17 protein-coding genes and 1 pseudogene are annotated in these 19,589 nt (G+C 48.9%); 9 read left to right on the top strand and 9 right to left on the bottom strand.

The window, feature by feature from the left end:
• The first annotated feature begins 1 nt into the window (after position 1).
• From trsS to cobC, 5 genes are read left to right on the top strand one after another with little or no spacing between them, the layout of a single operon-like run.
• On the top strand, positions 2 to 1,363 hold the full coding sequence (gene trsS, locus JWH17_RS19435) for a radical SAM (seleno)protein TrsS (protein ID WP_205224349.1): 1,362 nt from the start codon (positions 2 to 4) through the stop codon (positions 1,361 to 1,363).
• Positions 1,356 to 2,693, top strand: a complete 1,338-nt coding sequence (locus tag JWH17_RS19430; protein WP_205224333.1) for a DVU_1553 family AMP-dependent CoA ligase — start codon at positions 1,356 to 1,358, stop codon at positions 2,691 to 2,693. Before trsS ends, JWH17_RS19430 begins: the two co-directional genes overlap by 8 nt.
• Positions 2,677 to 3,690 carry an XdhC family aldehyde oxidoreductase maturation factor gene (locus JWH17_RS19425; RefSeq protein WP_205224332.1) on the top strand — a complete coding sequence of 338 codons (1,014 nt, stop codon included), beginning with the start codon at positions 2,677 to 2,679 and terminating at the stop codon, positions 3,688 to 3,690. The genes JWH17_RS19430 and JWH17_RS19425 overlap by 17 nt, the downstream gene beginning before the upstream one ends.
• The gene (locus tag JWH17_RS19420) at positions 3,687 to 4,793 is read left to right on the top strand and encodes a DVU_1551 family NTP transferase (protein WP_205224331.1); all 1,107 of its coding nucleotides are present in this window, start codon (positions 3,687 to 3,689) and stop codon (positions 4,791 to 4,793) included. Before JWH17_RS19425 ends, JWH17_RS19420 begins: the two co-directional genes overlap by 4 nt.
• Entirely contained in the window at positions 4,790 to 5,389 is a 600-nt protein-coding gene (cobC, locus tag JWH17_RS19415) for an alpha-ribazole phosphatase (RefSeq protein ID WP_205224330.1), read from the top strand. Before JWH17_RS19420 ends, cobC begins: the two co-directional genes overlap by 4 nt.
• Positions 5,390 to 5,530: 141 nt before the next feature.
• Here the strand turns inward: cobC and ilvN are convergent, their stop codons facing one another.
• The 3 genes from ilvN to JWH17_RS19400 are packed head-to-tail and all read right to left on the bottom strand — an operon-like array spanning position 5,531 to position 8,102.
• Positions 5,531 to 6,001: an acetolactate synthase small subunit gene (gene ilvN, locus JWH17_RS19410; protein WP_205224329.1), complete on the bottom strand. Its 471-nt coding sequence runs from the start codon at positions 5,999 to 6,001 to the stop codon at positions 5,531 to 5,533.
• Positions 5,998 to 7,776 (bottom strand): biosynthetic-type acetolactate synthase large subunit, encoded by a 1,779-nt coding sequence (gene ilvB / locus JWH17_RS19405; RefSeq protein WP_205224328.1) that lies wholly within the window; start codon positions 7,774 to 7,776, stop codon positions 5,998 to 6,000. Before ilvB ends, ilvN begins: the two co-directional genes overlap by 4 nt.
• Before the next feature lie 35 nt (positions 7,777 to 7,811).
• Entirely contained in the window at positions 7,812 to 8,102 is a 291-nt protein-coding gene (locus JWH17_RS19400; protein ID WP_205224327.1) for a hypothetical protein, read from the bottom strand.
• Positions 8,103 to 8,341: 239 nt separating this feature from the next.
• Here JWH17_RS19400 and JWH17_RS19395 point away from each other — a divergent pair, with 239 nt between their 5' ends.
• Both JWH17_RS19395 and JWH17_RS19390 read left to right on the top strand, forming a co-directional pair.
• Positions 8,342 to 9,172: a universal stress protein gene (locus tag JWH17_RS19395; protein WP_205224326.1), complete on the top strand. Its 831-nt coding sequence runs from the start codon at positions 8,342 to 8,344 to the stop codon at positions 9,170 to 9,172.
• Entirely contained in the window at positions 9,169 to 11,856 is a 2,688-nt protein-coding gene (locus JWH17_RS19390; RefSeq protein WP_205224325.1) for a cation-translocating P-type ATPase, read from the top strand. The genes JWH17_RS19395 and JWH17_RS19390 overlap by 4 nt, the downstream gene beginning before the upstream one ends.
• Positions 11,857 to 11,938: 82 nt before the next feature.
• On the opposite strand, the gene JWH17_RS24705 is transcribed toward JWH17_RS19390, so the two are convergent.
• From JWH17_RS24705 to JWH17_RS19375, 5 genes and pseudogenes are all read right to left on the bottom strand, one after another.
• Positions 11,939 to 12,112: a Fic family protein gene (locus tag JWH17_RS24705; protein WP_369125070.1), complete on the bottom strand. Its 174-nt coding sequence runs from the start codon at positions 12,110 to 12,112 to the stop codon at positions 11,939 to 11,941.
• Positions 12,109 to 12,381, bottom strand: coding sequence for a Fic family protein (locus tag JWH17_RS19385; RefSeq protein ID WP_232371206.1), 273 nt, complete (start codon positions 12,379 to 12,381; stop codon positions 12,109 to 12,111). Before JWH17_RS19385 ends, JWH17_RS24705 begins: the two co-directional genes overlap by 4 nt.
• Positions 12,382 to 12,387: 6 nt before the next feature.
• A pseudogene (locus JWH17_RS24700) lies at positions 12,388 to 12,432 on the bottom strand (hypothetical protein); the annotation flags it as partial.
• A 47-nt stretch (positions 12,433 to 12,479) separates the two neighbouring features.
• Positions 12,480 to 13,136 (bottom strand): class I SAM-dependent DNA methyltransferase, encoded by a 657-nt coding sequence (locus JWH17_RS19380; RefSeq protein ID WP_205224323.1) that lies wholly within the window; start codon positions 13,134 to 13,136, stop codon positions 12,480 to 12,482.
• 421 nt (positions 13,137 to 13,557) lie between these two features.
• A complete protein-coding gene (locus JWH17_RS19375; RefSeq protein ID WP_205224322.1) occupies positions 13,558 to 14,472 on the bottom strand; it encodes a hypothetical protein in 915 nt (304 codons plus the stop codon).
• 496 nt (positions 14,473 to 14,968) lie between these two features.
• Between JWH17_RS19375 and JWH17_RS19370 the strand changes: the two genes are divergently transcribed.
• Positions 14,969 to 16,510 carry an alkaline phosphatase gene (locus tag JWH17_RS19370; RefSeq protein WP_205224321.1) on the top strand — a complete coding sequence of 514 codons (1,542 nt, stop codon included), beginning with the start codon at positions 14,969 to 14,971 and terminating at the stop codon, positions 16,508 to 16,510.
• A 90-nt stretch (positions 16,511 to 16,600) separates the two neighbouring features.
• Positions 16,601 to 17,737 carry a YibE/F family protein gene (locus tag JWH17_RS19365; protein WP_205224320.1) on the top strand — a complete coding sequence of 379 codons (1,137 nt, stop codon included), beginning with the start codon at positions 16,601 to 16,603 and terminating at the stop codon, positions 17,735 to 17,737.
• Positions 17,738 to 17,895: 158 nt separating this feature from the next.
• On the opposite strand, the gene JWH17_RS19360 is transcribed toward JWH17_RS19365, so the two are convergent.
• The gene (locus JWH17_RS19360) at positions 17,896 to 18,933 is read right to left on the bottom strand and encodes a DUF2278 family protein (protein ID WP_205224319.1); all 1,038 of its coding nucleotides are present in this window, start codon (positions 18,931 to 18,933) and stop codon (positions 17,896 to 17,898) included.
• Positions 18,934 to 19,589 lie beyond the last annotated feature (656 nt).

Genomic DNA, 19,589 nt, shown 5'->3' with positions numbered 1-19,589 from the left:
AATGGAGGCTGAAATCCTCCGCCAGGTTGAGAGTGTTTGCCCGGTATGCCTGGAACGTATACAAGGGCATCTGGTACACCGAGGAGAGTCGGTTGTTTTAGAAAAGTGCTGTCCGGAACATGGCTTTTTTGCTGCCACCGTCTGGAAAGGAGAACCTGCATTTTCTTCCTGGTTCAGACCTAAGATTCCTTATTACGGCGGGCGGCGAGAACAAACAGGAACGGGCTGTCCCTTTGATTGCGGACTGTGTGAACGGCACACCCAGCGAACCTGTACAGCATTGGTGGAAATAACCTCGCGATGCAATCTGAACTGTCCGGTTTGCTTTGCAGACAGCGGTAACGGTACTGATCTTGATCTTGGTACTCTCACCAAGATGTTTGCCTCTATAATGACCAGAACCGGTGGGTGCAACCTGCAGCTTTCAGGAGGCGAACCAACGGTTCATAAAGATCTGGAACGTATTGTCGGGTTGGCGAAAGAGGCTGGTTTTACTTTTATCCAGCTCAATACCAACGGTATTCGACTTGCTGAGGATTCGCAGTTGGCCTTAAGACTGAAAAAAGCCGGCCTCTCTTCGGTCTTTTTGCAGTTTGACGGAGTGGATGACACCGTCTTGCGCACGCTTCGCGGGCGTGAACTCTTTACCGTCAAGTGCAGGGCTATTGATAATCTGGCTGATGCCGGCATCGGGATTGTGTTGGTGCCGACCGTCGTGCGAGATGTGAATATCGATCAACTCTGGCAAATCGTCCGGTTTGGTTTGCAACGTCAACCCCATGTTCGTGGTGTGCATTTTCAACCCATGAGTTATTTTGGGAGATTTCCGGTGGATTTTGTACCCGATCATGTCACCCTCCCTGAAGTGATGAGTGGACTGGCAATACAGAGCGACAATGTGCTGCAGGTCAATGATTTCCGACCTCCGGGATGTGAACATGCCCTTTGCTCATTTTCGGCCAAGTATATGCAACAGGACGATGGTCGTCTGATGCGCCTTGGTAGTAACAGTTGCGACTGCACACCCGTCCCTGCTGAGCAAGGAGCTTTGACTTCTATTGGGGTAACAGCCAGGCAGTGGGCAGGCGTTGTCAAGGAACCCTTCAATTTACATGCACAGCCAGTAGATGAACTGGATCGTTTTCTGCAGCGGGCCCGGACGCATACCTTTTCCATTTCAGGTATGGCCTTTCAGGATTGCTGGTCTTTGAACCTTGAGCGATTGCAGGGGTGCTGTATCCATGTAGCCAGACCCGATGGGAGGCTCATTCCCTTTTGCAGTTTTAACCTTACTGCTTGCGATGGAACCTCTCTCCATCGCCCTTTGTCAAATTTTTCCAATCCAGGGCAGCAAGATGAGTAGACAACCCATTCAAACCCCTGTAGACCCGCTGGTTAAGCGTCGTTTGGCGATTAGCGGGGAGATGGGAAGAAAAGAGCTGGAACAAGCGCAAATGCAGGCATTGCGCAGTACCCTCCACTACGCGGCAGAGCATAGTGCCTATTATAGGCAACAGCTTGCTGGCTGCGATCCCGATCGGCTGCAGACACGCCATGATCTTGAGACTATCCCTTTTCTTACTCCGTCTACCATCACCAAGCAGGGACATCGGATGCTCTGTGTTTCTCAAAGCCGGGTCGCCAGGGTGGTAACCATGCATACTTCGGGCAGTACAGGGGTACCGAAACGGTTTTTTTTCAGCATGGATGATGTAGCCTCCACAGCTGATTTTTTTCTGCATGGCATGCATACCTTTGTCAACGAGCAAGATCGGGTGTTGGTGCTGTTGCCTTATGAGCAACCTGCTAGTGTTGGTGAACTGCTCATGGGTGCTCTAGCCGAAGGCGGCATCCACGCAGAGGGCCTGTGGCCACCGCCACTCAGGGGCGCGGATTTGCCGACACAGATCCACAAAAGCCGTATAAGCTGTGTGGTGGGGTTGCCCCAACATCTCCTTGCAGTGTCTAGCTTGGTTGCTCCTGGGCAGTTGAGGTCAATGCTGCTGTGCTCCGACTATGCATCGCCTGCATTACGCAGCCGGATTGAAGAAAACTGCGGCTGCCGCACGTATCTCCATTACGGAACAACAGAGTCTGGGCTGGGGGGAGGCGTAGAATGCCTGATGCATGCCGGGTGCCATCTCCGTGAATCAGATCTTTTGTTGGAGATTGTTGATCCGCGCACCGGCAGGCAGCTTGCCGATGGGCAAGCCGGAGAAGTAGTCTTGACTACCCTGGGGCGTGAGGCAATGGTGCTGGTACGATACCGTACCGGAGATATTGCAGTGCTTGAGCGGAGGCCCTGCGCCTGCGGGGGCGTAACAGCCAGGCTTCGCTCAATCCGTGGCAGGATGGATGGTTGCCTGTTGGCATCAGGTGCTCTGTTGCACAGTCAGGATATGGATGATTACCTTTTTCAGATACCAGGACTGCTTGATTATCGAGTGCGATTGGAGAGTGGCAGCGTGGATCAGCTCCATATCGATTATATGGCCGTTCCCGGATGCATGAAGACTGTCGGCGATCTGATGAGGATGACAGCAAAGGTTCCTGCCATTCGTGATAATCTTGCCGGCGGCAACTTGGCAATAGGAATATTGAAACAGGTCGATGCTTTTGCGGCCATTCATACTCTCAAACGAACTCTTATCGATCAACGCAAAGCTGGAGAATTATATGCGGTATGTTCTTGATACACTCATTGAAACCCTTGAGCAGGGAGAACCTGCGGTACTCGGTGCTATTGTGCACAGTTCAGGTTCTGCTCCGAGGACCTCAGGTGCCCGCATGCTGGTTTTAACAGATGGTACACTTGTCGGCAGCGTGGGAGGCGGGTCGGTTGAAGGGACCTGTCATGCAGAAGCACGGAAGCTGCTGGCCAATGGGCATACATATAAAGAGGTCAAATGTGATTTAAGTGCGGCTGCTGCAGCCGAGGAAGGCATGGTCTGTGGAGGAGCTGTGTGCGTGTTGTTGCAGAAAGTGGCGCCTGACGCTATTGAGCAGTTTCGGGAACTTCGTCATTGTTACCGAAATGGGACACGGCCGATGCTGGTGACCCAGCTGCCGGTTGACGATGCACCACCACAGATGATGACTCTGGGTACCGGGTCCGACGATGAAGTACCCGCTGCACTCCGGGAAAAGGCTCTGGCTAAGAATAAACGGGTTTCATTTATCGTTACCCATGCGGGTAAGGATTTTTTTGTAGAGCCTTTGGTCCAGCAGGGGACCGTGCATCTGGCAGGAGCCGGTCATGTGGCGCTTGCCACCGCTCACCTGGCATCCTATGTGGGATTTGAGGTCGTTGTCATGGATGATCGACAAGAATTTGCCAACAAAGAACGGTATCCCCAGGCGAAAAAGGTACGAGTGCTGGAGAAATTTGATGATTGTTTTTCCGAGCTGGGCGCTGAAGACTATGTGGTGATAGTTACCCGCGGCCATCAATATGATAGGGACGTCCTGGCGCAGGCATTACTGACCGAGGCTGGGTACATAGGTATGATCGGCAGCAGCAGCAAACGAAAGGCAACCTATGCTTCGCTGCTGGGTTCAGGGTTTACCGAAGCTGACCTTGAACGCGTTCACAGCCCCATCGGGCTCTCGATTGGGTCGGATACTCCCCAGGAGATAGGGCTGAGTATTGTCGCTGAGTTGGTACAGGTCAGGGCGGCAATGAATCGATGAAGAAACTGGGCGCGATTATTTTAGCAGCGGGATACTCGTCTCGTATGGACGGGTTCAAGCCACTTATGCAGCTTGGGGAACACAGTCTTGTCGGGCACTGTATCCGGCTTTTCAAAACAAAGGGTATTGACCGGGTCGTGGTTGTGGTCGGGCACCGACAGCAAGAGGTTGCAGTCGAGGTGACCAGGCAAGGTGCAGAGCCGCTCTTTAATCCTGATTTTGATAAGGGCATGTTCTCTTCCGTGTGTACGGCCGTTGCGAAAATGACAGAGATGGATGGCTTTTTTTTGCTGCCGGTGGATATTCCGCTGGTTCGCCCGGTGACCATAGATTTACTTGTATCCGGGTTTGATGGAAAAAGTGTTATTTATCCTTGTCGTGACGGCAGGCGTGGACATCCGCCACTCATCCCCGGTCACCTCGTCAAAGAAATTATTGCATATACCGGTGAGGCGGGATTGCGAAGTCTGTTGCAACGATTTCCTGGTAAGGATGTTTTCATCTGGGATGATGGTGCGTTTATGGATGCAGACACTGCCAAGGATTTTGCACGACTTGCAGCACGTTTACCACAGCTGGAAAAAGGATCGCGACGTGAAGCGGAGGCTCTGGCGGCAATGTACATGCCACAGCGGGGAATAGCGCATGGGCGGGCAGTTGCCAAAGTTGCCGATACACTGGCCAGGGCACTGGTGGAGCATGGGCACACTCTGGATTTGGATATTGTGTATAATGGGGGGCTCCTCCATGATGTGGCAAAGGGGCAACCTGAGCATGAAGCACGAGGTGCGGAGATGATGCGAATGTTCGGTCTGGATCAGTTGGCCGAAGTTGTCGGCAGTCATCGTGATGCATTGCCGGTAGTACCGGAGAAGCTGGGGGAGAAGGAAGTAGTCTGTCTGGCCGATAAACTTGTCCGTGGAAACCAGTTGGTATCGGTAGCTGAGAGGTTTGGCGAAAAACTGATCCTCTATAAGGATGACCCTGAAGCCTGTAAGGCTATTCGGTCGAGGATGAACACCGCTGTTGCTCTGCAGCAGGCAGTGGAACAGGTAGCATCTACGACCATTGAACATTTACTCCTTGCCGAGGAGGAAGGATGAGTACTCTGTATCTTATCCGGCATGGAGAGATTCCATCTTCTTTGCCGCGTCGTTTTATAGGGCAGAGTGATGTGGCAATGACTGCCCATGGGCATGAGCAGTTGGAAAATGTCGCCGGATACTTAATGGACTTTTCCCTTGAAAGAGTATGCACCAGCCCCTTGCTGCGCTGTCGACAAAGCGCTGAGATAATCGGTTCTGCTGTTGGCTGCATGCCCGAAGTGGTAGAGGAGTTGAGCGAAATTGCCTTGGGAACATGGGAAGGGTTGACCGTTGCCGATGTTCAGCAGCAATATCCAGGAGAATATGAGGCACGCGGTAAAGACATGACCGGCTATCGGCCTCCGGGTGGCGAAAGTTTTGCAGATCTCTTTCAGCGGGTATGGCCTGCATTTGCCAAGGTGATGGAGGCCGACTACGAGCGGACAGCAGTGGTGACACATGCCGGTGTTAACCGGGTTCTTCTCTGTCGTTTGTTGGGAATGCCCCTTGCTAACCTGTTTCGTCTGGAGCAGAGCTATGGCTGCATTAACGTGGTGCATGTGGATGAAGGGACGTACCGAGTGGGATGTATCAACAGGGCTGCAATATACTAGTTTAGAGATGCCACGTCTGTGTTGGATGGATAAGCGGAGCGCATCCATCTACGTACAGCCAATTCAAAAAAAAGCCTGCTGAAATAAAGTGATTAACCATATATCAACAGGCTGGCTACAACGAAAGTCCGAGTAAAATAGCTATTTTTCCATGGCGGTAACCCCGGTGCGGGCTATTTCAATGATGTACTCTCTGCCTATCTCATCCAGAAAGGAATCAATCTGCCTGGTGGAGCCGGCAACCTGAAGGATATAGGCATCTTCGTTCTTTTTTTCGAGCACTTCAAAATTATAACGGCCATGAAAGGATTCCAGATGGGCGGCATCTACCTCCAGTTGGATGATAGCCACTTCTCGCCAGTAGCTGTGGTCGGTATCCAGTTCCTTGGCGGAAATAACCTCGGTGAATTTTTCCAGTTGTTTAATGATCTGCTCAACTTTCGCTTCGTCATCCTCACGAAGGGTAATGGTCATCCGGCTTATTCCCGGAACCCGTGAGCTGCAGACGGTAAGGGTATCAACATTGTACATCTTTTTCCTGATCAACATCGATACCTTGTTAAGGACCCCGGGGCGATCAAGCATAAAGGTGAGTATCGCACGTCGGATCATGATTCTTCTCCATTTTGTTCTGTGGTTGCTGATGGCTCCTCGGGTGTCGGGGATGGACGTTTGATAATCATGTCTTCAAAGCCTCCACCTGCCGGAATCATAGGCAAAATGACTTCGCTGGGGTCGCAGATGAATTCCAGAATAATCGCTCCCTGATGGTCAATGGCCTTCTGCAGGGCAGGTACGATTTCCTCTGGTGTTTCTATTTTAAGATAGGGGATGCCGTATCCTTGGGCAATGCTGCCGAAATCCGGGCTCTGCATCGGCGTTCCTGCATATCGGCCGTCATAAAATAAGGTTTGCCACTGACGAACCATGCCGAGGTAGCCGTTATTGAGTATCAGGATCTTGACGTCAACCTGTTGCTCCATAATAGTACCCAGTTCCTGTATGTTCATCTGGAAACCACCATCTCCGCTGATCGACCATACTCGCTCAGTTGGCCGCGCCAGCTTGACCCCGATGGCAAGGGGCAGGGAGGCTCCCATGGTCCCGGCTCCACCGGAAGCAAACCAGCTGTTTTCGGTCTGGTAATTATAAAAGCGAGCTGCCATCATCTGGTGCTGGCCTACATCAGGAACGATCAGATCCTTGCCCTTTGTCAGCTCTGAGAGCTGGTGGACAATGGATTTCATCAACAGCTTGCCTCCGTCACCAACCGAACCTTCAATTTCCTGCTGCAGATCTTCAGCCATCAGCAGGCGGTAGCTGTTTATTTTTTCAAACCACCGTTTGCGTGGTTTAAAGGTGAGCATTGGATCACCGAGCAACACGTGGAGGGTGCGGTACACATCGGCATTGATGGCTACGCTGGTTGGCACGTTTTTGTTAATTTCCGAAGGATCAATTTCCACATGGATGACATCCGCATTCTGTGCATATTCGTTAAGCTTGCCGGTCACGCGGTCATCAAAGCGCATACCAAAAGAAATCAGCAGGTCAGCTTCCATTATTGCCCGATTTGCCTCGACCGTTCCGTGCATCCCCATCATGCCAAGGCTTAAGGGATGATCGGCAGGTACCGCGGAAAGCCCGTGAAAGGTAAACGCAATGGGAATGTTGACCTTTTCTGCAAATTTTTGCAGCATCTTGCCTGCATTGCTGTTGATGACCCCATGGCCACAAAACATAACCGGCCGCTGACTCCTGTTGATCAGGGTGATTGCCTTTTGCATCACCTCCCTTTCCGGCGAAGGGTGAAAAAAGAAACCGGGCAGATCGGGGTGAAAATTGTTGGCATCAAAGTGATAATCTTCAGGGAGTTGCTGGTCCTGAACATCCTTGGGGATATCGATCAGCACCGGACCGCTTCGACCTGTTGCCGCTACATAAAAGGCCTCATGTACAGTAGCCTCAACCTCTTCTGCAGCCAGCGGCATGTAGGTCTGCTTGCAAATGGGCATCATTACCCCAACCACATCGCTTTCCTGGAAGGCATCGGTGGCGATAACCCCTGTAGCTACCTGGCCGGTGACCGCAATGACCGGTACCGAGTCCATGTAGGCATCAGCAATACCTGTTGTCAGGTTCATTGCTCCGGGACCTGAAGTGGCCATACAGACCCCGATTTGCGGGGTGGAAGTAGATAAACTGGCCCTGGAAATACCCTGGGCCATAAAGGCTGCACCCTGCTCGTGGCGAGACATGACAAAGCGGAAATCGCCCAGCTTATCCATCTCGTCAAAAATCGGCATAATGGCTCCGCCTGTGTACCCGAAAATATACTTGACGCCCTTTGCCTTCAGGGCCTGCAGCATCTTTTTCTTTCCTGTCATGACGACCTCAATATAAGTTTGCTCATTGTGTAAAACTATTTGGTATTTCCGGAATTATTTGGAGAAAGGGACGATTTCTTTGTGGATATGACGCTTGGAACCGCTGATTTAGCAGGCAGTGTGCCATCCTGACCAAATAGAATCGTTATTTTGCTACATACCACATGCAGGCAAAGGTGCAACCCTTTACCGCGTGGTACCCACTCTTCTCCATACAAGAGATAGTTAAGGATCTGTTCTGTTGTCTTGATAAGCAGCAGAGATGGGATCGGTTCAAATGCACCACCAAAAGTGGTTGTTATGCACCAGTGTGTTACAGAGTACATGAATAATCACTCATGTATTGCAGTCAAGACAGTTCGTTGATAGAGATTGGTCATCTCTGCAAGCTATGGCACACGACTTGCTTAATTGAAAAAGAATATACGCAAAGCATTGCCTGTATTGGCTGTATTGCTGTGAACAGCCAGGTCCTTTTTTGTTAGTTCGACTGGTGACCTTTTCAGGGAGCTTATCCTGTATCGTACATCCTCTTTTAACTGAGGCCTCTATTTGCGGAGGCAGTATGAATGTAATTGCAGCTATTAACGGCCAGATCACTGCTGAAGTATCCGCGTTTTACGCTTTGCATTTTGCTCGCGTTCATGGCTTTCCTTTACGCTTACTGCACATACTCAATCCTGCAGACAATATTGAGGCCGTAGAGAAAAGCATGGCCACTATTGAGCGGGTTGCAGAAAAGTACGGCATGGCAACCAAACGGGTAGTGCTGGGTGGCCCGCCGATTCGGACCATCGAGCAATACCTTCTCGAACATAGCTCTGAAATATTGTTTTGTAGTACCCGCTACCATCAGCGGAAAAATTTATTTAATCTTTCCTTCAGCCAAAAACTCTCTTCCATGACGCTGCCGGCCGATTTGGCGGTCGTTCGGGTGGTGCACCCCCGCACCACTCTCTCCACGAAAAACATATTGCTGTTTATACGAGGGAACAGGCTGTCAGTGGAGAAATTCACTTTTTTTGCCTCTATGGCCAAGGCCTATAAGGCAAGCTGCGAAATATACAGCGTCAGTGTGGTCGGTAAAAGGCAGCGAGCAAGGCTTGATCGGGGGCAGGTCAAGCTCATGCTGAAAAACAATGACGATAGGCTCTCACATTATAAACAACTGGCAAAGCACATGGATATTCCACTGCGGCTTAAGCACTCCATTGCTGTTAATGAGATGGATCAGGTGCTTTACCATTTGTCACACACCAATTTTGATCTGGTGATAGTTGGTGGCGAGAGACTGTCTATGTATTCTTCCATGAGTAAAGCAAAACCCATTGAAAGGCTTCACCGCTCTACATCTGTCAACACTATTTCCTTCTACCTGAGGGGGGGAGCACGGTGAAACTTTTTACGCAGGAAAAAGCAGAGGTGCTGAGAACACTGAAGACCAGTGAACAAGGTTTGACAACCTCTCAGGTAAGCAGAAGGCAGAAGGAATTCGGCCCCAATGTCCTTGAGGAGGAAGAAGAGAAAAACTATTTCCTTTCCTACCTCAAACAATACATCCAGTTTTTCGCCCTTCTGCTTGAGACTGCCGCCATCCTTTCCTTTGTCGCCGATTACTATGCTCCCAATCAGGGCAATAATATCCTGGGCTATGCCATTTTGGGCGCGGTAATCATCAATGCGACCTTTAGCTTCTGGCAGGAATATCGTGCCGACAAGGCAATGGCAGCGCTGCTTAAACTGATGCCCACCATGGTAACTGTACGCAGAAACAATGCAATTACGACCATTGATTCTAAAGAGCTCACCACCGGCGATATACTTATGCTGGTGGAGGGGGACAAAGTGGCTGCAGACGCAGTCGTGCTTGCATCCACCTCGCTTTATCTTAATCTTTCCCCGCTTAACGGAGAATCAAGGCCGGCTGCACGCAATAACCAACCATCGCAACAGACAAATTCTTTACAGGCGAAGAATATGGTGTTTGCCGGTGCCACTGTTACTGCAGGCAATGGAGTCGCTGTGGTCAGTGCAATCGGCAATGCAACGGAATTCGGTAAAATTGCGAGCCTGGCCAAGAATGTTGAGAAGAGCCTCTCCCCCATGCAGCGGGAAATTATAAGGATTACACGATTACTCACCATCATCGCCCTTGTCATGGGGGTGATCTTTTTTGTTTTGGGGCTTTTTTCCGCCAAAGGGCCGCTAATGGCGTCTATCTTTGCCCTTTCGCTGATTGTTGCCAATGTTCCTGAAGGGTTGCTGCCGACGATTACCCTGTCGCTTTCCCTTGCCAGTCAGAGAATGGCGAAAAGAAATGCCCTTATTAAAAACCTTGATTCGGTGGAAACCCTGGGCAGCGCTTCAGTCATCTGTACGGATAAGACCGGAACCATCACCCGCAATCAAATGACGACTCGTTCCATCTGGTTGGCAGGGGGAGATATCGTCAATGTTTCCGGTGAGGGGTACCTGGAGCCGGGAGAGTTCACCTTTGAACAAGAATCAGCAACAGGGGAAGAAAGGCTGGTGGAACTCCTTCAGGCAGGGTTGAATAATTGTAACGCCGCGATTGATGAAAACGAGACCCGCGGCGACCCTACTGAGCTTGCCATTGTGGCGGCGGCCCGGAAAAAAGGCCTGAAAAAAAACGTGGAGCATAAGATACAGGAACATGTGTTCACCAGTGAACGGAAGATGATGTCTTCTGTTTTTCAAAGCGATGGCCAACGTTCCATATACTGCAAAGGAGCAGTTGAGGTGCTGCTCGAAAAGTGTCTTTACTATATGGATAAGGACAACACGAACAAGCAACTCGATGCATCCATCATCAACAAAGTGACGCTGCAGGCAGAGTCTTTTGAAAAGGAGGCGTATCGGGTTTTAGCCATAGGCAAGGGAGACGATGAACGTGAAGAAGAACTGACGCTGCTTGGCTTAGTGGCCATCATGGATCTACCGCGGGCTGAGGTTGCCGAGGCTGTGGCGATATGCCGGCAAGCCGGCATAAGAACCATGATGATCACCGGAGATAACGCCTACACAGCCGCTGCAATTGCCCAAAAAATAGGCATGCAATATGACCGCATCATCCAAGGAGACGAGCTCGAAAACATGAGCGATGAACGGCTGGAAAACATCCTCTCCCAAGAGGACATTCTCTTTGCAAGAATGGCAAGCAAGCAGAAGCTGAGAATAGCAACCGCCCTGCAGAGTGTCGGCGAGGTTGTGGCCATGACAGGGGATGGGGTGAACGATGCTCCTGCACTGAAAAAAGCGGATATCGGCATTGCCATGGGCGAAGGCGGGACAGAGGTGGCCAAAGAGGCTGCCGATATGATCCTGCTTGATGATAACTTTTCCACCATCGTTGCCGCCATAGAAGAGGGAAGGACGGTTTATTTTAATATTAAAAAATTCGTTACCTATATCCTCTCTTCCAATGTGCCGGAAATTGTTCCCTACATCCTCCAGTTTTTTTTCAAAATCCCGCTGCCGCTGTCTGTTATCCAAATACTCTCCATTGACCTGGGCTCAGACATGCTGCCGGGACTTGCCCTTGGCAGCGAAAAGCCGGAGAAAAATATCATGAAAAGGCCGCCTGCCGGCAGTCAGGAAAAAATTCTTGATTGGGAGGTTTTCAAACGCGGCTATTTTTTTATCGGCATCATAGAAGCCACAGCCGCGATGGTGGCTTTTCTTTCCTTTCTCGTTTTAAATGGATGGCAATACGGCACGGTTGATTTGGCCGACCCCTACCTGCACCGTCAGGCAATGACCATGACCCTGTTAGGCGCGGTGAGCTGCCAACTTGTCAATGTGTGGACAATGCGGAGCTGGGAGTTTTCCGCCTTCAGTGTTGGCCTCCTGTCTAACCCGTTCCTGCTGTTTGCCATGGTTATAGAGCTGGCCTGGGTGTGGATGCTGCTCTATGTTGAACCGGTACAAAAAGTCTTTAATACGGCAACTGTGCCCCTTTCTCATTTATGGATCCTGCTTCCATTTCCCATCTTTCTTTTTTTCTTTCACGAGCTTTACAAATGGCGTCTTAGATCTCGTAAAGAAACGCATGGGACATGAAAAATCATATCAGCAGAAAATAATAAGAGGAAACAGTGTTCGATTTGCGTTTCAACAGGTGAAAAGAGGAGACAGCCCACGTTCAATCCTCTCCACGTAGTTGGAGCCACCTCTTGCCTTTACTGGTTAGACGATAGCGTTGGGTAGGGCTGCGTGGTGAATGGGGCTGGGTATATTCGATCCAACCACTTGCTAATGCCGGGTTGAGGTAGTTTTTTCTAAACGTCGGCCGGTGGGACAAGCCAACCGCCTTCATGAGATCAATACTGGCAATTTCTTTGCTTCCAACGGCTCGGCTGCACCTACTTGGTCGTTTACTTGGTCGGTTGCTACGGCTTCGTTGATCGTGTTTTCTATGGCCCTGAGCATGAACTCGATAAAACAAGTAGCATTCCCCTGTTGATCCGATTTGGCCAATACCTGGTAATAAGCATTTTGTCGCTCACGGATCACAGTTTCCACCGGAAGGTAAGCCGGCAAAGGATTCCACTTTTGTAGGATCAACGTTTGCCACAATTGTCCCATCCGGCCATTTCCATCGGAAAACGGATGGATGAATTCGAATTCGAGAATCAATCGGGGTCAGACCGGAATGGTGCTTCTAATCGTAGTTGGGCCAATTCTTACAAATTACCCTCTACAACCGTAAAGCTAATATAGTGTACGAGAATCTGATCACTGAACTCCTCATTGTCGGGTAGATAGGGCTGAGGTTCAGATATTTGCAGTTGGTCGATAACGCCCTCATCTGAGAGTTTATCAAGCACACTCTTGAAGTTACGATCAACGAAGAGGTCACTTCGTTGGGTAACCACAATAGTTCCTTTTGGTCTGACTATTCGGCTAAACTCTTTGAGGATAGCAGTACTGTCCGGTAGGTACGTTAAAACCCCTACACAAATCAACCCATTATACTGATTGCCTGGAATTGATAAGGGTAATTGCTGCATGTTCATTGCTCGTAATGTTCGGTATGCATCGGTCATACCGGCGATTTCCAATGATTGTTTTGAAATGTCTATTCCATCAATCGTTGTAAACCCGATAGAGCGCAACGCTTTGCCACCTAGCCCCGTACCGCATCCTGCGTCAAGAATTTGTGCATCTGGAGAGAGGTTGGTCCGAAGAATTGAAGCCACTCGATCAGGCGCTTTGTAGCTCCAATCGGCAAGATTGACATCATAGTCAGGAGCCCAGCCATCATAATAGTCGGCAACATCATCGCTTTTTTGTGAGATACTTTTCAATCCACTATGTTTGTTGCATTCGGCTTTGTGCATGATTTCCCTTTCGTTCTTGTACTATACTCAGGTTGAACCACATTTCTCATCGGTTCAGGCGGCGTCAGGATCAAATTTTTTGGCTGTGAGCAGGTAAACGCAGACTCCGAAAGTTGCCTATGTTTACTGTCAAAATACTGCAGAAGATGGCGTCGACTGGGCTGACCATTGGTGAACATTTTGCAAGTTTGAATTTTACAAAATGTTCATGCGAAGTGCGGAATAGAACTAATAAGATAAAAGGAAGATACAATAATCTCAACCTTGTTACATTGGTTTAACATCGCCTCCAGTGATTCTTCTCTGGGCTATCGGAGTTGCGGCCTCAACTATTGCCCCCTTTACTTCATAGAAAAAAATCTTCTCCAATCAGCGTTTATGCGTTTCTACCTTGGAAAACGATGGCCGGAATTCCCTGCTGTCAGTGGCCGGATTGCTCTGGGATATGCATTTGCGGATGTCTGGTGGTTGGCATAGCCGTTGTGAGAAAAAGCGAGTTAACAATCCTCATAAGAAACCAGAATATAAGCAATGGCAGGACTAACACCTGAATGACGAAAACACCAAGATAGAGAAATGTTAACCGCAGCAGGTTCTCAACGATAACAGCCTTGTTATCCATAATGACCTGAATGGTATTTTTAAAATCAACCGATTTTTCTTTGAGATAGGAGGCGCTGTTGCCGATGGTCCCCATGAAACCGTCTACCTTGGGAACTGTAGCAACATCCTCTAATTGGTCGATATCAGCGGTACTGGCAGTGAGTTTTTCGTTTGCCTCAATGATTTGTTCCTCAAAGAAGTGCTCCTGAAGAAACTCATTGGCGATAGATGATAGTGGAAGACAGAAACGGGCTATTGCAGCGATGATCAGTACACTTGTCAGTATTCTCTGGAGCTTAAAGACCCTTTCATTTCTAAACCACACAAGCACAGACATGAGCAAAAGGAGTACCGCAAGCAGCTGTGGAACAATGGTAATGCTGATTTCATATGCCAGTTCCTGTACCCCTAATGAAGTAATTGACATGACCAGCACCGTGGATAGCCGCTCAACCATATCATTTATAGGATCTACAATCTGACCTACTGCTAACGACAATCCAATCCCGGCTGGTTCCAATTGTACCGTTGATTGCTGTATGACCGATACGGTGGCATTGATTACCCGGCATACGCCGTAACTGACGCCTGCTTTAGTGATAGACTCTTTAAAATATGAGTCCGCTGTTGAGTCAAGTCCCGGAATCTGTAGCCCTGAAGAGAAGAAGAAGACAATTGACAGGAGTATCCCTATTATTGATTGGGTAGCTGTTTGCTTGACTTTCGATTCCATATTCTGTTGGTGGTTTTTTTTGTCGTTTAAGGGCACTCTCTCATTGAGATGGAATACTTTTTCAAATATTGAAAACCGTATCCCTTTAAACCAGCTCCCATCGATTTAACCCTATTTTCTTGCAACTTCACCCAATCATTATCCAAGAGTGAAAAGGGGGTGAAACTCTTTATTAGCTTTTCGGGGTCGTCCAGGCTTTGTATTTGACCTACGGCCCCCCAGTCTCTCTGCCGGTTCCCGGTGAATGAAACTCAACAAGCCTGATACTACTTTGTGGTGTGTAAACTGCTGGAAATAAGGAAAATATATTAACGGTATCCTAATGTTATCCTTATTTAAACCGCATCGGTTCCTTTTCTTAGCCTAATTAAAAAGTAAAAAAACGCTGCTAAACTCGCAGCTCCTTGTTCGGCTGAACTCGAAAACATCAGTAGCTCTTCTCGAACAATAAGAAGTGATTGTACAACTTGAAACCGTAAAAAAAAAGGAGCCCAAAATGACCACCAGTCTGAAAAAAATTCAAAAGGCGGGCATGGCCTGTGTCGCTGCAGCGCTTTTGCAAGGCACAGCCCATGCCGACGTACCAAAGTATGTTTTTTATTTCATTGGCGATGGTATGGCAAGCCCACAGATTCATGCCACTGAAGCTTACCTTGCTGCAGTTGAAGAGGATGATGCCGTGGCCGGTGGAGTAAAAGCCAAATTGCTTAACATGAGCCAGTTTCCTGTAACCGGTATGCAGATGAGTTTTGCCAACGATCGTTTCATTACCGGTTCTGCGGCAGCAGGAACCGCGCTTGCCTGTGGAATGAAAACCAACATCGGTGTGATTTCCATGGATCCCAATGTTACCACCGATTACACCACCCTTGCCGAGGCAGCAAAAGGACGGGGGATGAAGGTAGGTATTGTATCGAGCGTTTCCATCGACCACGCCACCCCGGCTGTTTTTTATGCACACACAGAAAGTCGTAACAACTACGAAGAGATTGGCGAAGACCTGCTTAACAGCGAATTTGATTATTTTGGGGGAGGTGGTTTTCGCGTCAATAAATATTCGAGTGACACTTATGCAGGTTTTTCCAATGATGATCGTTATGCCATCCTTGAGGACAAGGCGGTTGCCAACGGATTCGTCTTCACCAATACCCAGGCTGAATTCAAGGCGCTCCAAGAAGGTCGGGCTATAGCGGTCAACCCCCATCTTGATAGTTCAAATGCGATGCCCTATGCATTGAACACAAAAGGCAACACAGGCATTGGTAAAGAGTATCAGGGAACTATTTCCCTGGCGCAGTTTACCAAGAAAGGTATTCAGCTGATGAAGAAGAATCCTGAGGGCTTTTTCATGATGGTAGAAGGCGGTAAGATTGACTGGGCAAGTCATGCAAACGACGCACGGTCTGCCATAGAAGATACCATTGCCTTTGATGATGCGATTGGCGTAGCCGTTGATTTTGCGGCAAAGCACCCTGGTGAAACATTGATTGTTGTTACCGGCGATCACGAGTGCGGCGGTATGACACTTGGCTTTGCCGGAACCGGTTACGCAACCTATTACGAAAAAATGGCCAAACAGAAACTTGCCTATGATGACTTTGCAGACAAGATCCTCAGTTCTTACAAGGGAGCATATGATGGAGTCGTGCCGGCTGATATTGATAAAAAAATGTGGAAGGTGGTGAAAAAATATTTTGGACTTGACGGTTACGGTCTGACTGCGGAAACGGATGATGACTTGACCGCATATGAAATTGAGCTTTTGGAAGCTGCCTACGATAAGACCATGACGCGTGCAAACGCAAACAGTGATGAAGAAAACACGTTGCTTTATGGCTACTATGACCCTTTCACCGTGACCCTGACCCACCTGTTAAACCGCAAGTCCGGTCTCACCTGGACATCCTTCTCACACACTGCTGTGCCTGTTCCTGTCTTTGCTCAAGGCGCTGGGGAAGAGGAGTTTACCGGTTACTATGACAATACCGATGTTGCTAAAAAGATTGCCTCTGCTATGGGGGTTGAGCTTGGCAATTAATACCAATCCAGTCTCGTCTATCCAATAATTTCTCTTCAGCAGACAGAAGGATTTTCTCTTCTGTCTGCTTTTTTCTGCCATTTTCTTATAATGAATAAAGACAACGTCATTTTTCTCTTTTTTGTCATCTGCTGTATCGTGCTCGTTTTGCTCCCCACCGGTTTTGAGGGCAGTCGATCAACTGATTCCCATCTGGTGAAGGCCAAGGTGCTTTCCGTCGATAACAGAGATTTACGCCAAAATCTTATCGTGTATACGGGAACCCAAGATGTGCAGGTTCAGCTTATGGAAGGTCCTCATGAGGGAATGGAAGCCCGGGTGGTCAACCCTTTAGCTGGAAAGCTGGAGTTTGATGAAATATATGCCCCGGAAGATCATATTCTTGTTGAGTATAAATACAGAAAAGGCAAGGTACAGCTGGCGTTTACCAGGGGGTATTACCGCTTAACCCACGAACTGATACTCATTGTATTGTTTTGCGGCCTGATTGTCGGAGTAGCCGGCTTTACCGGAGTAAAGGCCCTGCTTTCGTTTGTGTTTGCCGGACTCATGATCTGGAAGGTCTTGATTCCACTATTTTTAAAGGATGTTGCGCCTATTCCTGTTGCTCTTGCGGTGGTTGCTGCATTGACAGGTTCTGTCAGTTTTCTTGTGGGCGGCTGGACCCGTAAAGGAGTGACGGCTTTTGTCGGTTCCTTTGGCGGCCTGGTGCTGGCCTGCACCCTGGCAAAGCTTTTTGCGCCGGGGTTTCACCTCAATGGAGCGGTCAGGCCCTATGCCGAAACCCTGTGTTATGCCGGTTTTCCCCATTTGAATCTCACAGAGATATTTCTTGCTGGTATATTTCTCGCCTGTTCCGGGGCGGTTATGGATCTCTCCATGGATATTGCGGCTTCCCTTGATGAGGTGAAGAACAAGAAGCCTGATATCTCTTTTAAGGAGCTGTTTACATCGGGCATGGCCGTTGGACGATCTGTTGTCGGGACCATGACAACAACGTTACTGCTTGCCTATTCCGGAGGCTACACGGCAATGCTCATGAACTTTATGGGGCAAGGGCTCAGGATGGAACAGATCCTGAACATTAATTTTGTTGCGGCTGAAATACTCAATGTTTTTGTCGGCAGTTTCGGACTGGTGGCCGTCGCACCGCTCACCGCAATTGCAGGCGCTGCTTTATTTTCACGGCATCATTCACACCACCCTGAGCGCAGCGCCGGCCAATAACCATGCAAACAGGCAAACGGCATTATCCATCAGTATGTTTTGTACCTAAAAAAACGTCGCCAATATCTGACGTGGTCAAGCAGAAAAGGACTCTCTTTCCATGGCTGCTGCTCCAGCAAAATTGATGAAAACGTGGCAGGTATGCTCATTTTTACGATCTATCTGAAGAGAGTGATGTAACCTTCTTGTTGAGCTTGCTTCCTGGTGTAGTTGACACCGTCTACCTTTACCCCGTTATTATCGAGCAAAGTGAGCAGGCCGCCTTTGTTCGAAAGTGGGGCCTTGTTCATTTCCACCGTGTGAATGCCTCCTGGGGCTAAGACGATCTCGTCGGCCATCGGTTGCACTTTTTCCGATTTGTTGAGGATAGACCATCCTTTGAGGCTAATGGGTGTTGGACTACGATTCATCAGCCACACCGTTTCCGGTCTTCCTGTGTGGTGGGGAGTATTTTCCGCTCCAACCGGGTTTACCAGCGCGCCGATTATAGCGACGCGTAGATCATCTGCGATGACGGGTTCGCCTGAATGTGTTATCAGCTGCTTGAGATTATTGCTTCCAGGCAAGGCGTTGCCGGTTGATTCGTCTGTGTGCGCCGCCTGGCTGGCAAAGGCAATAAGGATAGATGTATACGAACCATCACTGTTTTCAATGAAGAGTCCACCGTCCTGCCAGACGCCGTTGTATTTGCTGAATTTTCCCGCGCTGCCCTGGTTCATGTGAACGTCGTGAATGCCTTGACGTGCCGGCAGATACGGTTCACCAAACAGATGAACGACGGCTTGACGTTGCACGGCTGATTTCAGCAGAGGAAAGACGAGGTCGAGCACGTCGTTTTCTTGACCCGGGATATCGTGGGGAAGCACTCGCCCTTCTTTGAGATTCATCATATTGCCACGGATGTAATCGAGTGCCATGCCATTGGCTTTGTTCTCCAGGGGCGTGAATCCCTGATTCAGCGCAGAAAGTTTTTCTGTTATGGTATGAGTGAAGTTCAAATTTATCCATACAACCAGCTCGGAAATAGCTGAGCCGGACTTTACATTAATCGAAGCCCGTCGAGCATTGTCATATTCCCCTCCTGTTCCGTCATCATAAAAAAGATGAATGTGAGGAGTATGGGGGTCATCTGCCGCTGTCTCTGCAGAAACCCGAACCGCCTTGCCCGTCCAGACTCCGTATTCTTTTAATGACATATCCATTCTCCACTTTTTAATGTTTTTGCGAAGTCCACCTCACAAGCTGGTGCTCGTTACCGATAGATTTAAGAACCTGTTATGGGGGATATCTTTATCATTGCGAACTAATCAGCTTTTCGCGGTTAACACCATTGCAAAGAACGGTTGGTCGATCCATCCCCCGGCATTAGCAATTTTCACCTGCTGCATACGCTTGAGAGGCAAAAGTGATGCCATTGGACTTATAAAAACCTCTTAAAGGGGCTTTTCAAAGATTAGGAAAGATTGGGAATCTAATAGATGGGGGGAAAACGAAATTTTGGTGCATATCCACCAAAAGTGGTGGTGCATATCAAGCAGGTGGTTCATAGGTAAAATTGATAACAGCGAGGAGCCTTGTGGAACATGATGTTGGATATGGCACGTAGGGTTAAAATTATTTTTGTTTTTCTTATCCGTAGTAGCTCAAGCTTGATCCGTCAACTTGAACTGGTAAGTCTTGAGCGCATCTTGCAGGCCATTATGGAAGTGACTGGCTCTGAGGTTTACAGTTTGTATACGTAACAACCCTGTTTTTTCCTGTTGATTTAGATGGTTACCTACAGCTAATTTTTCTCATTATATCCTTGTAAGTCAAGATTTATCTCCGAACTGAGCGGAGTCAGAGGCCGCTT

This window comes from Desulfogranum marinum, from assembly GCF_016918565.1.
In the GTDB taxonomy this organism is placed as follows: Bacteria; Desulfobacterota; Desulfobulbia; order Desulfobulbales; family Desulfobulbaceae; genus Desulfogranum; species Desulfogranum marinum.
The sequence above is the reverse complement of the archived record's forward strand: the minus strand, read 5'-3'. Positions and strand labels throughout refer to the sequence as shown.

Bases quoted from the DNA above. Each gene is read 5' to 3' on its own strand.
- trsS (WP_205224349.1), top strand. From the start codon at position 2: ATGGAGGCTGAAATCCTCCGCCAGGTTGAGAGTGTTTGCCCGGTATGC.
- JWH17_RS19380 (WP_205224323.1), bottom strand. From the start codon at position 13,136: ATGCACAAAGCCGAATGCAACAAACATAGTGGATTGAAAAGTATCTCA.
- JWH17_RS19425 (WP_205224332.1), top strand. From the start codon at position 2,677: ATGCGGTATGTTCTTGATACACTCATTGAAACCCTTGAGCAGGGAGAA.
- JWH17_RS24705 (WP_369125070.1), bottom strand. From the start codon at position 12,112: ATGAAGGCGGTTGGCTTGTCCCACCGGCCGACGTTTAGAAAAAACTAC.
- JWH17_RS19400 (WP_205224327.1), bottom strand. From the start codon at position 8,102: ATGTACTCTGTAACACACTGGTGCATAACAACCACTTTTGGTGGTGCA.
- JWH17_RS19360 (WP_205224319.1), bottom strand. From the start codon at position 18,933: ATGTCATTAAAAGAATACGGAGTCTGGACGGGCAAGGCGGTTCGGGTT.
- ilvN (WP_205224329.1), bottom strand. From the start codon at position 6,001: ATGATCCGACGTGCGATACTCACCTTTATGCTTGATCGCCCCGGGGTC.
- ilvB (WP_205224328.1), bottom strand. From the start codon at position 7,776: ATGACAGGAAAGAAAAAGATGCTGCAGGCCCTGAAGGCAAAGGGCGTC.
- JWH17_RS19385 (WP_232371206.1), bottom strand. From the start codon at position 12,381: ATGGGACAATTGTGGCAAACGTTGATCCTACAAAAGTGGAATCCTTTG.
- JWH17_RS19395 (WP_205224326.1), top strand. From the start codon at position 8,342: ATGAATGTAATTGCAGCTATTAACGGCCAGATCACTGCTGAAGTATCC.
- JWH17_RS19365 (WP_205224320.1), top strand. From the start codon at position 16,601: ATGAATAAAGACAACGTCATTTTTCTCTTTTTTGTCATCTGCTGTATC.
- JWH17_RS19375 (WP_205224322.1), bottom strand. From the start codon at position 14,472: ATGGAATCGAAAGTCAAGCAAACAGCTACCCAATCAATAATAGGGATA.
- JWH17_RS19370 (WP_205224321.1), top strand. From the start codon at position 14,969: ATGACCACCAGTCTGAAAAAAATTCAAAAGGCGGGCATGGCCTGTGTC.
- JWH17_RS19420 (WP_205224331.1), top strand. From the start codon at position 3,687: ATGAAGAAACTGGGCGCGATTATTTTAGCAGCGGGATACTCGTCTCGT.
- JWH17_RS19430 (WP_205224333.1), top strand. From the start codon at position 1,356: ATGAGTAGACAACCCATTCAAACCCCTGTAGACCCGCTGGTTAAGCGT.
- cobC (WP_205224330.1), top strand. From the start codon at position 4,790: ATGAGTACTCTGTATCTTATCCGGCATGGAGAGATTCCATCTTCTTTG.